The organism is Pseudomonas sp. NPDC086566 (genome assembly GCF_050280885.1).
Taxonomy (GTDB): domain Bacteria; phylum Pseudomonadota; class Gammaproteobacteria; order Pseudomonadales; family Pseudomonadaceae; genus Aquipseudomonas; species Aquipseudomonas vlassakiae.
The window spans coordinates 257,993-270,709 of sequence record NZ_JBNNWD010000007.1 but is presented as its reverse complement, the minus strand read 5'-3'; the positions used below and the strand labels follow the sequence as shown (position 1 = coordinate 270,709).

Sequence of the window (12,717 nt, the reverse complement as noted above, 5' to 3'; positions counted from 1 at the left end):
CTTTCTCCAAGAGTTTCAAACAATTTGCCCGGTTCAAGCCAAGCGGTGAATCTGCGGGCGAATATCGCACCGAATAGGGCCCGGCGCACTGCTCAAGGGCCGAAGGCTGCCCTAGAATCGCTGCCAACCTGCGTATAAGAACAACAGTTTCCGGATATTTGCCCCATGCGTCTGACGCCCCTGTTCGCGGCCATGCTGCCGTTTTTGCCCTTGCCTGCCCTGGCCGCCCCACTGGCCAGCGAAACCCTGAAAGTCGAGCGTTACGCCGACGATGGCCAACCTGGCACCCTGCGCTGGGCCATCGAGACCAGCAACCAGAACCCCGGCCATTACCGCATCGAGATCGCTGCCGTCGGCAAGCCACCCTATGTGATACGCCCGAACCGTGCGCTGCCGGAGATCAAGGGCCCGGTGCAGATCACCGGCTTGCCCTGGGCCCGTGACGGCCAGTACATCGCCATCGACGGCTCGGGCTACATCAAGGACCAGGGCGTGCGCACCTGCCCAGGCGCGCTGCCTGGCCAGTTCGGCACCAACGTGCGCACCACCACCAACCCGGGGCTGGTGCTGCGCGACACCCAGGGCGTGCACCTGAGTGGCCTGGAGGTGCGCAACTTCTGTATTGGCATCCTGGTCAACCGCGCCAGCGGCAACGTCATCGAAGACAACCGCATCGTCGCCAACAAAGGCGGCGCCGGCATCATGCTCACGGGCGACGACGGTGCCGGCAACCCGACTGCCACCACCACGGTCAACAACAAGGTGCTGCGCAACCAGCTGATCGACAACGGCGATGGCCTGGAGCTGACCCGAGGCGCCGCGTTCAACCTGGTGGCCGATAACCTGTTTCGCTCCACCCCGGCCAACCCTGAGCCGTCCCAGGGCATCGAGATCCTGTTGGGCAACGACAACAGCGTGGTGCACAACCGCTTCGAAAATTACTCCGACGGCCTGCAGATCAACTGGGGCAAGCGCAACTACCTGGGCGCCAACACCTTCAGCGGTAATTCGATTGGCGTCAGTGTCACCGGCGAAGGCAACATCCTCGACGGCAACCTGATCCACGGCAACCGCATCGGCGTAGCCCTGCGACCGGAGCCGGACGTCACCACCACGCGCCTGAGCGGCAATCGCATCTGGGGTAACAGCCAGGACATCCGCCGCTGTGAAGCCGGTGGCTCATGCGTGCCAAACCAGCGTACCGGCGCCATCGTCTTTGGCGTGCCGGCCCAGGCCCATGCGCTGTACGTGGGGTCGCGCGGGGTCGGTGCGGATCTGCCGAAGAAGGACCAGGCGATCATTTGCGATGCCAAGGGCGAGCCCACGCCGTGCCAGCCGCTGCCCAACCACAACCAGCAGGCGCCACGGCTGACCGCACTGGACGGCAATGTACTGCGTGGCGAGGTGCAGGGGCCGGTGTCGAGCCTGTTGCGCATCGAGGTGTTTGGCAATGCCCAGGCGGATGGGACCGAGGCGGAGCAGTATCTGGGGGATGTGCTGGTGAACAGTGATGAACAGGGGCAGGCGCGGTTTGCCCAGGCGCTGGAGAATATCGGTGAGCTCAAGAGCTTTACGGCGACGGTGACCACGGCGGATGGGGCTACCTCCGAGCTGAGCAGGCCGATCAGCCGTTAAGGCTACCGGCCTCTTCGCGGGCAAGCCCGCTCCCACAGGGATATCACCACTCTCGAATGCTGTGGTGATCCTGTGGGAGCGGGTTCACCCGCGAAGAGGCCCTCAAACCTTGCTAGGCCCGGTGCCACCCCTCACAATGCAGCCCTAATCAAGCGTCAACCCGCAGGAACCTGCATGAAACTCGACAAACCCACCGCCATCGCCCGCCGCAACCAGGCCCTGGCCAACCCGGTGCTGACCAGCGCCAACACCTTGTTCGCCATCCTCGACCGCAAGCGCAACCTGTGGTGGTTCGAGGTACCGGTGGCATTGCTGCGCAAGGGCCAGCCCGACTGGGTCAACCTGCTGCTGCACACCCCGGAAAGCGACGAACTGCAGCACCTGAAGGTGCCGGTCAACTTCCTTCGTGCTCACCAGGAGCAGATGGAAGTGCGCAACCCAGGCAAGCGCCGCTCGACCATCAGCCTGGCCCTGAGCGCCGACCGTGATTCGCTGCTGCGCGACACCCGCCCGGGTGGCGAGCAGCTGGATTTCCGGACCTTCGTGCAGGCCTGATCAGGCCTTTTCGATGCGATCGTCATGGATGACGATGCGCCCCTGCTTGAACAACCCGCCAATGGCCTTCTTGAAGTTGCCCTTGCTGACGTTGAACATCTGGCTGATCAGTTCCGGAGCGCTCTTGTCGCTCACCGCCAGCACCCCACCTTCGGCCTCCAGGCGCGCCATGATGCGCGCCTGCAGGTCGTCGCCCAGCGCCTTGCCGACCGGCTGCAGGCTCAGGGCGATCTTGCCGTCATGGCGCACTTCCTTGATGAAACCCTCCACATGCATGCCCGAACGCAGGAACTTGAACACCTCGTTCTTGTGGATCAGGCCCCAGTGGCGGTTGTTGATGATGGCCTTGAAGCCCATCGGCGTTTCGCCGGCCACCAGCAACTGGACAGGCTGGCCAACCTGATAGTCGGCCGGCGTGCGGTCGAGGTAGCGGTCCAGGCGCGAGGTCGCGGTAATGCGCCGGGTACGCTTGTCGAGATAAGCGTGCACCACGCAGTAGTCGCCGATCTTCAACTGGCGTGACTCTTCCGAATACGGCATCAGCAAGTCCTTGGACAGGCCCCAGTCGAGGAAGATGCCGGCACCGTTGATGTCCTTGACCTTGAGGCTGGCGAACTCGCCAACCTGCACCTTGGGCTTCTCGGTGGTGGCAATCAGCTGGTCTTCGCTGTCCAGATAGATGAACACGTTCAGCCAGTCGTCGACCTCGGTTTCGGCGTCCTTCGGGATATAGCGCCCGGGCAGCAGGATTTCGCCATCGGCGCCGCCGTCCAGGTACAGGCCGAATTCCACGTGTTTCACGATTTGCAAACTGTTGTAACGCCCAAGCAGAGCCATTTCCGATGTTCCTCAAGACAAGGCGGCTATTCTACACCTGAAGCCACTGCGCTGCCCGATCACCGATGCGGCGGAACCGCACTGGCGCCCATTGCGTCATACCCGTATCACGTCAGCACCAGGACCTGAACATGCCGGTACGCCTGTGCAAAGCCCTGCTCATCGCCATCGCCTGCGCCGTGGCACTGGCGGCCTGTAGCCGCATCGACCTGGCGTACCGCAACCTCGACCACCTGGTGCCGTGGTCGCTGGGCGACTACCTGGCGATGAACCGCGAGCAGAAGGCGTTGCTCGACGAACGGCTCAAGGAACACCTGGCCTGGCACTGCAAGACCCAGCTGCCCGGTTACCTCGACTGGCTCGACCGGGTGCGCGACATGGTCGCCAAGGACCAGGTGACCGACCAGGCCCTGCAGCAACGCACTGTCGAAGCACGCCAGGCAATCGGCCGGGTAGCGGAAGCGATCACCCCTTCGGCCACCGAACTGCTGCGCGGCATGAGCGACAAGCAGGTAGCCGAGATGCAGCAGGCCTTTAACGACGACATCAGCGAGCGGCAGAAGGAGTACGTCGACACCCCGCTGCCCCGGCAGATAGCCCGCCGCAGCGAACGCATGGAAAAACGCCTGAACAACTGGTTTGGCGAACTCAATGCCGCCCAACACCAGCGTGTCCAGGCCTGGTCGCAAGCGCTGGGTGATCAGAACCGCCAGTGGATCGCCAACCGCCAGCACTGGCAGCAACAGTTGATGCTGGCCATGAACCAGCGCAACGACGCCAGCTTCGCGCCGCGCATGGCCACCTTGCTGCAACGCAAGGAAAGCCTGTGGACGCCGGAATACCGGGCCGCTTACCAGAATACCGAGCAGCAGGCCCGCAGCCTGTTGATCGACCTGCTGCACCTGAGTACCCCGGCACAACGCCAATACCTGCAAGAGCGGCTGGCCAAGGTGCGCACCGATTTCAGTGAACTGAAGTGCCTGAAGGGCTGAGCTCAGCGAGCCTTGCGCCGATACGGAAACACGTCGATCACCTTGCCCTCTCGGATCGCCGCCTGCAGACCCTTCCAGTAATCCGCATCATACAACTCGCCATGCAACCGGCTGAACAGCCGGCGCCGGCCGATATCGGCAAACAGGAACGGCGGAAACTCCTCGGGAAACACATCATGTGGCCCGATCGAGTACCACGGCTCGCCGGACATTTCATCCTCCGGGTAGCGCGGCGGCGGGATGTGCCTGAAGTTCACCTCGGTCAGGAAGCTGATTTCGTCGTAGTCATAGAACACCACGCGCCCGTGCCGGGTAACGCCGAAGTTCTTCAGAAGCATGTCACCCGGGAAGATGTTCGCCGCCGCCAGTTGTTTGATGGCCAATCCATAGTCCTCGAGCGCTTCGAGCACCTGCCCTTCGCTGGCATGCTCCAGGTACAGGTTGAGCGGGGTCATGCGCCGCTCGGTCCAGCAGTGGCGCACCAGCACCGTGTCGCCTTCAAGCGCCACGGTCGAGGGTGCCACTTCCAGCAGCTCGGCAAGGCATTCGGGCTCGAACTTGCCACGCGGGAAGCGGAAATCGGCGAATTCCTGGGTATCGGCCATGCGCCCTACCCGATCGACGCTTTTCACCAGCCGGTATTTGTCGATCACCGTGGCGCGGTCCACGGTCTTGGATGGCGAGAAGCGGTCCTTGATGATCTTGAACACGGTGTTGAAGCCCGGCAGGGTGAACACGCTCATGACCATGCCGCGCACCCCTGGGGCCATGACGAAGCGGTCGTCGCTGCTGGCCAGGTGGTTGATCAGGGCGCGGTAGAACTCTGACTTGCCCTGCTTGTAGAAGCCGATCGAGGTGTACAGCTCGGCAATGTGCTTGCCCGGCAGGATGCGCTTGAGGAAGTTGACGAACTCCGCCGGTACCGGCACATCGGCCATGAAGTACGAACGGGTGAACGAGAAAATGATCGACACCTCGGCCTCGTCGGTGATCAAGGCATCGGCCTCGATGCCATGGCCCTCGCGATGCAGCAGCGCGATCACCAGCGGCCACTGCTCGTCACTGTTGTACAGGCGGCCGACCAGGTAGGCGCCCTTGTTGCGGTACAGCACCGGTACGAACAGTTCCACCGCCAGCGCCGGGTCCTTGCACACCCAGTCTGGCAGGCATTCGCGCAGTTGCTCCTCGAGGCGTACGAGGTCACCTTCCAGGTCACCGTAAGGGGCGTCGAACGGGTAATCGGCGAAGATGGCCCGCAGCAGGCTCTTCAGGCCGGCCCCGAGCGTGTAGGTGCGGGTCTGCGCCGCGCGCTCGTGGGCACGGATCGATGGCCGGGTGGTGTGGATGAACATGCAGCCGTCGCTGATCTGGTCGTGGCTGAACAGGCTGCAGAACAGCGAGTTGTACCAGGTCTCCGCCAGCTCGTCGTCCAGCCGCGGGTCGATCAGGCGGATGTAGGCGTTTTTCACCAGCGGCCACTGTTCTACATCCAGCAATATCGGCTCCGGGAAGCCCTGGCGCAGCCAGCCGTTGACCTCGGCGACTTTCTCTTCATAGAGGTTGATGCGCGCGGCCGAAGCGCGCTGGATGTCCTGCCAGCGTGCCTGCTCGAAGCGCTCGCGGGCCCCCAGAGTGATCTGGCGAAAGTGCTCGCGGTAGTTGTCGAAGCCGTCGAGGATCGTCCGGGCGATATCGGCTGCGGGCCAGGGCTGGGGCATGCTAAGGACCTCGGGGCTGGATGAGCTTATGAGATTAGCCTGTACCCGCGACAGGGACAGCACAGGGTTACAGCGCAAGAAAGCACAAGAATCACCCAAGCCAGTCACGTACACTCGCGCCCTGCCCTAACCTCGGAGACCGCTGTGAGCCCCATCGCCCTAGCCCGCCTGCTGACCCTTGCCGCTGTCTGGGGGGCGAGCTTCCTGTTCATGCGCATCATCGCCCCGGAGCTAGGCACGATCCCCACTGCGTTCTTCCGCGTCGCCATCGCCTGCCTGGGCCTGATCGCCATCCTCGCCGCCACCCGGGTGCGCTGGAACTTCGACGGCAAGCTCGGCGCTTGCCTGGTGCTGGGCATGATCAACTCGGGGATACCCGCCACCTTCTATTCCGTGGCCGCACAAGTGCTGCCCGCTGGCTATTCGGCCATCTTCAACGCCACCACTCCGCTGATGGGGGTGTTGATCGGCGCGCTGTTCTTCCGCGAAGCCATGACCCTGGCCAAGCTGGGCGGCATTTTCCTCGGCCTGTTTGGGGTCGGCATTCTCAGCGGCGCCGGCCCGGTCGCCCTGGACATGGCCCTGGTGCAAGGCGCCCTGGCCTGCCTGGCTGCCACCACCTGCTACGGCTTCGCCGGCTTCCTTGCCCGGCGCTGGATCAGCGGCCTGGACAGCCGCCTGTCGGCACTGGGCAGCATGCTCGGCGCCACCTTGATGCTGAGCCCGCTGTTCGCCTGGAGCGCCCTGACCCAGCCACCGGCAAGCTGGGGCGGCTGGCAGGTATGGCTGTCGCTGCTGGGGCTGGGCCTGCTGTGCACCGCCTTCGCCTACATCCTGTACTTCCGCCTGCTGGCCGAGATCGGGCCGGTCAAGGCCAGCACGGTGACCTTCCTCATCCCGGTGTTCGGTGTGCTGTGGGGCGCCTGGCTGCTGGACGAGCCGCTGTCGATGGCGCACCTGTACGGTGGCGTGTTGATTGGCGTGGCGCTGTGGCTGGTGCTGCGGCCTGCCCGGAACTGACCCCATCGACAATCCGTCGTGCGGTTTCACCTGTGAAACCGCTGCCCCGCCTGCGTTACCCGTATTTGCCCTGTTGCCTCGCACGGTCCACTTCGCTGCGCCGAGAATGGGCATTTTTGTGCCATATAAAAAACTATGTTTTATATATGAAACATAACAATTCGACGCCTTAATCATTAACTAATTAATAACTAAGAACTTTTTATTTAAACAAGGAAAATGTTTTAACTGGCATTGTTCATGCACTAAACGGCGTATCACCTATGAAACAGACCAGCGAGTTGATCCCATGGCTGTGAAAGAGATGTACGCAATCGCCCCACAGTGGCATACGCCTCAACCTTGCGACGCACAGGCGCCCACTGAAATCGAGTTTCGCAATGTCGGCAAGGCCTTCCCGGCCAAGGGGCAACACGAGGCCCCGTTCGCCATCCGCGGTGTGAACTTCCAGATTCGTCGTGGTGAAGTGGTGTCGATCATCGGCCCGTCCGGCTGCGGCAAGAGCACCATTCTCAACATGGGGTCGGGCCTGTATCGCCCCAGCGAGGGCGAAGTCCTGGTCAGCGGCGCAGCGGTTACCGGCCCGGTACCCAAGGTCGCTTTCATGCTGCAGAAGGACCTGCTGATGCCCTGGCGCAGCATCCGCCGCAACATCGAACTGGGCCTGGAAATCCAGGGCATGCCCGCCACTGAACGCAAGGCCATCGCCGAAGACCTGCTGAGCCGCTGCCACCTGCAGGGCTTCGCCGACCACTATCCCTTCCAGCTCTCCGGCGGCATGCGCCAGCGCGCCGCCCTGGCCCGCACCCTTGCCATCGACCCGCAAGTCTTGTTCCTCGACGAGCCGTTCTCGGCCCTTGATGCGCAGACCAAGATGATCCTCCAGCAAGACCTGGCGCGCATGTTGTTCGAAGAGAAGAAAACCGCGCTGTTCATCACCCACGATCTGGTCGAGGCCATCGCCCTGTCCGACCGCCTGCTGGTCATGAGTGCCCGCCCAGGCACGATCATCGAAGAAATCGAGATCGACCTGCCGCACCGCGACAACCCTCTGGAACGCCGCAAGCTGCCGGAAATCGGCCCGTTGGCCGGCCGCCTGATGGACCTGTTGCACGTCGGCGCCGACCACGAACTGCATTGATCGACGTTCACTACCCCCCGGGAGTCAGCATGTTCAATACACCCTTCAAACGCCTCGCGCTCGCCGCCCTGGGCCTGGCCTTCGCCCTGCAGGCCCAGGCCGAGCCGACCAAGGTCACCTACCTGCTACCGGCACCGCCCAGCCTGCCTGCCTTCGCGCCGTGGATCATCGCCAAGGAAAAGGGCTACTACCAGGCCCAGGACCTGGACCTGACCTTCATCGCCGCCAAGGGTGGTGTCGATGTGGCCAAGCAGATCGGCGCCGGCAACGCGCTGGTCGGCGGCGCCATTGGCGACACACCGATCATCGTCCGCCCCAACGGCATCCCGGTGCGCACGGTGGCCGTGCTCGGCGGTGGCGGAGTGACCATGATCGCCACCAACGCCAGCGCCGGGATCCGCAACATACAGGACCTCAAGGGCAAGACCCTGACCGTGATGTCGTACTCCGACACCACCTACTACGCCCTGCTCGCCTCGCTGCGCAAGGCCGGCCTGCACAAGGACGATGTCGACATCCAGGCCGCCGGGCCGTCCGGCGTCTGGCAGCTGTTCTCGGCCAACAAGGCCGAAGCGATGGCAGGGGTACCGGACTGGGTGGTCAATGCCGAGGACGCCGGGCTCAAGTACCAACTGATCCCCCGCGACCAGGTATTCGACAGCATGGCCCAGGCGATCCTGGCCTCGGACGATGCCATCGAACACCACCCGCAGGTGGTTCGTGGCGTGGTCCAGGCCACCCTGCATGGCCTGCAGGACATTCTCGACGACCCCAAGGCAGCCGCCGCCACCTTCGCCCGTGCAGTACCGGCCTATGCCGGCAAGGAAGCCTCCCTGGAGAAGACCTTGCGCCTGTACGTGGAGTACGTCTACGCCGGCCAGCCGGTGCCAGGGCGCATCGACCCGGGACGTCTGGATGCCGTGCGCAGGTTCTATGTCAGCGAAGGCATCGTGCCCCGCGAGTCGCCGCTCGAGGAGCTCTACAGCAATCAGTTCATCGACACCCAGACCGCGGCCAAGTAAAGCCCCGGCAACCAAGGTAAGCGCCTGATGAAAAACCTCAACACCTCCGTGCTCGGCAGCCTTGCCCTGCTCCTGTTGTTCCTGTTGCTTTGGCAATGGGGCCCGCGCCTGCTCGGCATGCCCGAGTTCGTCATGCCGCCGCTCAGCCGCGTGGCCGAAGAAAGCGTGCTGATGTGGCAAGGCAACAGCCTGCTCGAACATACCCTGATCACCGCCTTCGAGATCATCGTCGGTTTCGCCCTCGGCGCCCTGCTGGGTGTGTCGATCGGCGTGGCCCTGGGCCTGTCGCCGTCGGCCGAAGCCATGCTCTCGCCGTACATCCTGGCCCTGCAGATCGCGCCGAAAGTGGCCTTCGCCCCGCTGTTCGTGATGTGGCTGGGCTACACCATCTACCCGAAGATCCTCATCGCCATCCTCATCGTGTTCTTCCCGGTGATGATCAACGTGCTCTCGGCCATCCGTACCGTCGACCCCGACATGATCAACCTGGTGCGCACCATGAACGCCACCCGCTGGCAGATCTTTCGCCTGGTGGAGTTCCCCTCGGCCATGGCTGCGCTGTTCTCCGGCTTGCGCATCGCCTCGACCTTGGCGGTGATCGGGGTCACCGTCGGCGAACTGGTCGGTGGCAACCAAGGCCTGGGCTTCCTGCTGGTGGACGCCGAAGGCCAGGGCAACACCGCGGGTGTGTTCGTGGCCATCGTCCTGCTCACGCTGATCGGCGTGCTCGCCTACGGCGCCGTGGTATGGGCTGAAAAACGCGTGCTGCATTACCTCCCCAAAGCCTTGCTGAGTACTTCGTGATGACCTACCACAACCTCCTCGCCGGCCGCCGCGTGCTGGTCACCGGTGGCGCCCGCGGCCTGGGCTTCGCCTTTGCCCAGGCCATCGCCCAGGCCGGTGCCCGCGTCGTGATTGCCGACATCCTCGCCGGCCGTGTACAGCAGGCCGCTTGCGAACTGAGTGCGCAGGGCCTTGATGTCAGCGGGGTCAGCCTCGACCTGGCCGACCCGGCCTCGATCAGCCGCTGCATCGAACGCACCGTCGAACGCCTGGGTAGCCTGGACGGCCTGGTCAACAACGCCTCGATCACCAACTCCGGCGGCAAGAGCTGCGAAGAACTGGACATCGAAACCTGGGACCAGGTGATGCAGGTGAACGTGCGCGGTACCTGGCTGATGACCCGAGCCGCCCTGCCGGCGCTGCGCGACAGCGGCCGCGGAGCGATCGTCAACCTGGCCTCGGACACCCCGCTGTGGGGCGCGCCCAACCTGCTGGCCTATGTCGCCAGCAAGGGCGCGCTGATCGCCATGACCCGCAGCCTGGCCCGGGAACTTGGCGGCGACAACATCACCATCAATGCCATTGCCCCCGGGCTGGTGCAGGTCGAGGCCACGGCCTACGTGCCCGAAGCCCGCCACCGCCTGTACATCGACCAACGGGCCATTCAGCGCCCGCAACTGCCCGACGACGTCAGCGGGGCCGTGCTGTTCGCCCTGTCCGACCTGTCGCGCTTCATCACTGGACAAACCCTGCCGGTCAACGGCGGGTTCGTCATGCCCTGAGCACAAGGAGACCGCCATGACCGATCTGAGCGTTGAACAACAAACCCCGAAAACCTGGGAACAACCGGCAGGTTCCGACCTGGCCGCGTGGATGCAGACGCGCATCGCCCGCTATGAAACCCGCCGCTACGACTGGGACGCACTGAAGTTCCAGGCCGATTTCGACCCCAAGTTCCGCCGTGCGCAGATGCGCTACGTGGGCACTGGCGGTACCGGCGTGAACAGCGACATGAATACCATCCCGTCCGAGCACTTCACCTTCTCGACCATGGTCATCCCGGCCGGCCATGAAGGCCCGCCCCACCTGCACACCGACGTCGAGGAAGTGTTCTTCGTGCTGCGCGGCAAGCTCAAGGTGGTGATCGAGAAGGACGGCGAGCGCTTCGAGACCGTGCTCAGCGACCGCGACCTGATTTCCGTGCCGCCGGGGGTGTACCGCGAAGAGATCAACATCGGCGACGAAGACGCGCTGATGTGCGTGATGCTCGGCGCCAAGAAACCGGTCACGCCTACTTACCCGCCAGCCCACCCGCTGGCCTCGATCAAGCGCGGGTAAGCCGATGCCAGCGCTCACCGACACCTGCGTCAGCCAGCTCCAGCGGCAGTTCGGCGAACGGCTGCTGCCACTTGGCGATGGCCAGCAGGCGATCCGCGAAGCCGGCAACGGCACAGCGATCGTGCTGCTGCACGGCATCGGCTCAGGCGCGGCGAGCTGGCTGCAAGTCGCCCTGGGCCTGCGCCAGCGGGCCCGGGTGATTGCCTGGGACGCGCCGGGCTACGGCCAGTCCGCGCCGCTGCCAATGGCCAGCCCGCGGGCTGGCGATTACGCCGCGCGCCTGGCCAGCTTGCTCGACGCGTTGGCGCTCGAGCGCTGCGTGCTGGTCGGCCATTCATTGGGGGCAATGACTGCCGCCGCCTTTACCCAGCGCCATCCCGAGCGGGTCAGTGAACTGGTGTTGCTAAGCCCGGCACGCGGTTACGGCGCCAGGCCCGAGCAGGCGTGTGAGGTGCGCGACAAGCGCCTGCACGACCTGGCCACGCTGGGGGTCGAGCGCATCGCCCGGATGCGCAGCGCCAACCTGGTTTCCGCCAATGCCGGTGACAGCGCCCTGGCCTGGGTGCGCTGGAACATGGCACGGCTGCAGCCTGCTGGCTACCGCCAGGCCATCGAGCTGCTGTGTGGCGATGACTTGTTGCGCTATTGCGAACTACAGGTGCCTTGCCAGGTGCATTGCGGCAGCGCCGACAGCATTACCACGGCCGACGATTGCCGGGCTCTGGCCCAGGCTTTCGGCGCCCCGTTCCGACTGATCCACGGTGCCGGCCATGCCTGCGCCATCGAACAACCCGAAACAGTGACCGGGCGCCTGGCCCGGGCACTGGACGCCTCTTTCACAGGTAGCGTGCAATGAACGATACGGATGCCATGAAGGACAATCAGGACCGCTATACCGTCCCGGGCCTTGAGCGCGGCCTGTTGCTGCTGTGCGAATTCAGCCGGCAGAACCGCACACTGACCGCCCCCGAGCTGGCCCGACGCCTGGCGCTGCCGCGCTCGACCATCTTCCGCCTGTTGAGCACCCTGGAAACCATGGGCTTCGTCACCCGCAACGGTAACGAGTACCGGCTGGGCATGTCGGTACTGCGCCTGGGCTTCGAATACCTGGCCTCGCTGGAGCTGACCGAACTGGGCCAGCCGATCCTGGCGCGGCTGTGCGATCACCTCAACTACCCGAGCAACCTGGTGGTGCGCGACGGCCGCTCGATCGTCTACGTGGCCAAAGTCTCGCCACCGTCGGTGTTCTCCAGCGCGGTCACCGTGGGTACCCGCCTGCCCGCCCATGCCACGGTACTGGGGCGTGTGCTGCTGGCCGACCTGAGCCTGGCCGAGCTGCGTGAGTTGTACCCCGAGGAACACCTGGAACGGCACTCGCCAAGCACGCCGAAAACCGTGCTGGAACTGTTCGACCTGGTCCAGGCCGACCGCCTGCGCGGCTACGTGCATGGCGAAGGCTTCTTCGAATCGACCATCTCCACCCTCGCTGCGCCAGTACGCGATGCCAGTGGCCGGGTCGCCGCTGCGCTGGGCCTGACCATCCCTACCGCGCAGGTAGGCCACATCAACTTCGACAGCCTGCTGGGCCAGGTGCGCGGCAGCGCCGATGAGCTGTCCCGGCTGCTCGACTACCGACCCGGCGCTGGCCAGGTCACTGCGCTGATGAGGGATTGAAG

General features: G+C 64.3%; 13 protein-coding genes. 11 read left to right on the top strand and 2 right to left on the bottom strand.

Annotation, left to right across the window (positions count from 1 at the left end; all coding sequences use genetic code 11):
- Nucleotides 1-165 precede the first annotated feature (165 nt).
- Both ACQKPS_RS18295 and ACQKPS_RS18290 read left to right on the top strand, forming a co-directional pair.
- Nucleotides 166-1,635 carry a right-handed parallel beta-helix repeat-containing protein gene (locus ACQKPS_RS18295; protein ID WP_427605281.1) on the top strand — a complete coding sequence of 490 codons (1,470 nt, stop codon included), beginning with the start codon at nucleotides 166-168 and terminating at the stop codon, nucleotides 1,633-1,635.
- Between the two features lie 174 nt (nucleotides 1,636-1,809).
- Nucleotides 1,810-2,190 carry a hypothetical protein gene (locus tag ACQKPS_RS18290; RefSeq protein WP_099815538.1) on the top strand — a complete coding sequence of 127 codons (381 nt, stop codon included), beginning with the start codon at nucleotides 1,810-1,812 and terminating at the stop codon, nucleotides 2,188-2,190.
- On the opposite strand, the gene ACQKPS_RS18285 is transcribed toward ACQKPS_RS18290, so the two are convergent.
- Nucleotides 2,191-3,027: a CvfB family protein gene (locus ACQKPS_RS18285; protein ID WP_254483989.1), complete on the bottom strand. Its 837-nt coding sequence runs from the start codon at nucleotides 3,025-3,027 to the stop codon at nucleotides 2,191-2,193.
- Between the two features lie 131 nt (nucleotides 3,028-3,158).
- Between ACQKPS_RS18285 and ACQKPS_RS18280 the strand changes: the two genes are divergently transcribed.
- Nucleotides 3,159-4,019 (top strand): DUF6279 family lipoprotein, encoded by an 861-nt coding sequence (locus ACQKPS_RS18280; RefSeq protein WP_186603472.1) that lies wholly within the window; start codon nucleotides 3,159-3,161, stop codon nucleotides 4,017-4,019.
- A 2-nt stretch (nucleotides 4,020-4,021) separates the two neighbouring features.
- Here the strand turns inward: ACQKPS_RS18280 and aceK are convergent, their stop codons facing one another.
- Nucleotides 4,022-5,737 (bottom strand): bifunctional isocitrate dehydrogenase kinase/phosphatase, encoded by a 1,716-nt coding sequence (gene aceK, locus ACQKPS_RS18275; protein WP_427605278.1) that lies wholly within the window; start codon nucleotides 5,735-5,737, stop codon nucleotides 4,022-4,024.
- Nucleotides 5,738-5,881: 144 nt separating this feature from the next.
- Here aceK and ACQKPS_RS18270 point away from each other — a divergent pair, with 144 nt between their 5' ends.
- The 8 genes from ACQKPS_RS18270 to ACQKPS_RS18235 all read left to right on the top strand — a co-directional run bounded on the left by ACQKPS_RS18270 (nucleotide 5,882) and on the right by ACQKPS_RS18235 (nucleotide 12,715).
- Nucleotides 5,882-6,757, top strand: coding sequence for a DMT family transporter (locus ACQKPS_RS18270; protein WP_254483981.1), 876 nt, complete (start codon nucleotides 5,882-5,884; stop codon nucleotides 6,755-6,757).
- 304 nt (nucleotides 6,758-7,061) lie between these two features.
- The gene (locus tag ACQKPS_RS18265) at nucleotides 7,062-7,898 is read left to right on the top strand and encodes an ABC transporter ATP-binding protein (protein WP_283723722.1); all 837 of its coding nucleotides are present in this window, start codon (nucleotides 7,062-7,064) and stop codon (nucleotides 7,896-7,898) included.
- A 29-nt stretch (nucleotides 7,899-7,927) separates the two neighbouring features.
- Entirely contained in the window at nucleotides 7,928-8,920 is a 993-nt protein-coding gene (locus tag ACQKPS_RS18260) for an ABC transporter substrate-binding protein (RefSeq protein WP_427605276.1), read from the top strand.
- Nucleotides 8,921-8,947: 27 nt separating this feature from the next.
- Complete coding sequence (locus tag ACQKPS_RS18255) at nucleotides 8,948-9,724, top strand: ABC transporter permease (RefSeq protein WP_427605274.1); 777 nt, start codon at nucleotides 8,948-8,950, stop codon at nucleotides 9,722-9,724.
- Nucleotides 9,724-10,485 (top strand): SDR family oxidoreductase, encoded by a 762-nt coding sequence (locus ACQKPS_RS18250; protein WP_427605272.1) that lies wholly within the window; start codon nucleotides 9,724-9,726, stop codon nucleotides 10,483-10,485. The genes ACQKPS_RS18255 and ACQKPS_RS18250 overlap by 1 nt, the downstream gene beginning before the upstream one ends.
- A 16-nt stretch (nucleotides 10,486-10,501) precedes the next feature.
- Nucleotides 10,502-11,041 carry a cupin domain-containing protein gene (locus tag ACQKPS_RS18245; protein ID WP_427605270.1) on the top strand — a complete coding sequence of 180 codons (540 nt, stop codon included), beginning with the start codon at nucleotides 10,502-10,504 and terminating at the stop codon, nucleotides 11,039-11,041.
- A 4-nt stretch (nucleotides 11,042-11,045) separates the two neighbouring features.
- Nucleotides 11,046-11,897 carry an alpha/beta fold hydrolase gene (locus ACQKPS_RS18240; protein WP_427605268.1) on the top strand — a complete coding sequence of 284 codons (852 nt, stop codon included), beginning with the start codon at nucleotides 11,046-11,048 and terminating at the stop codon, nucleotides 11,895-11,897.
- Nucleotides 11,894-12,715 carry an IclR family transcriptional regulator gene (locus ACQKPS_RS18235; protein ID WP_254483966.1) on the top strand — a complete coding sequence of 274 codons (822 nt, stop codon included), beginning with the start codon at nucleotides 11,894-11,896 and terminating at the stop codon, nucleotides 12,713-12,715. The genes ACQKPS_RS18240 and ACQKPS_RS18235 overlap by 4 nt, the downstream gene beginning before the upstream one ends.
- Nucleotides 12,716-12,717 lie beyond the last annotated feature (2 nt).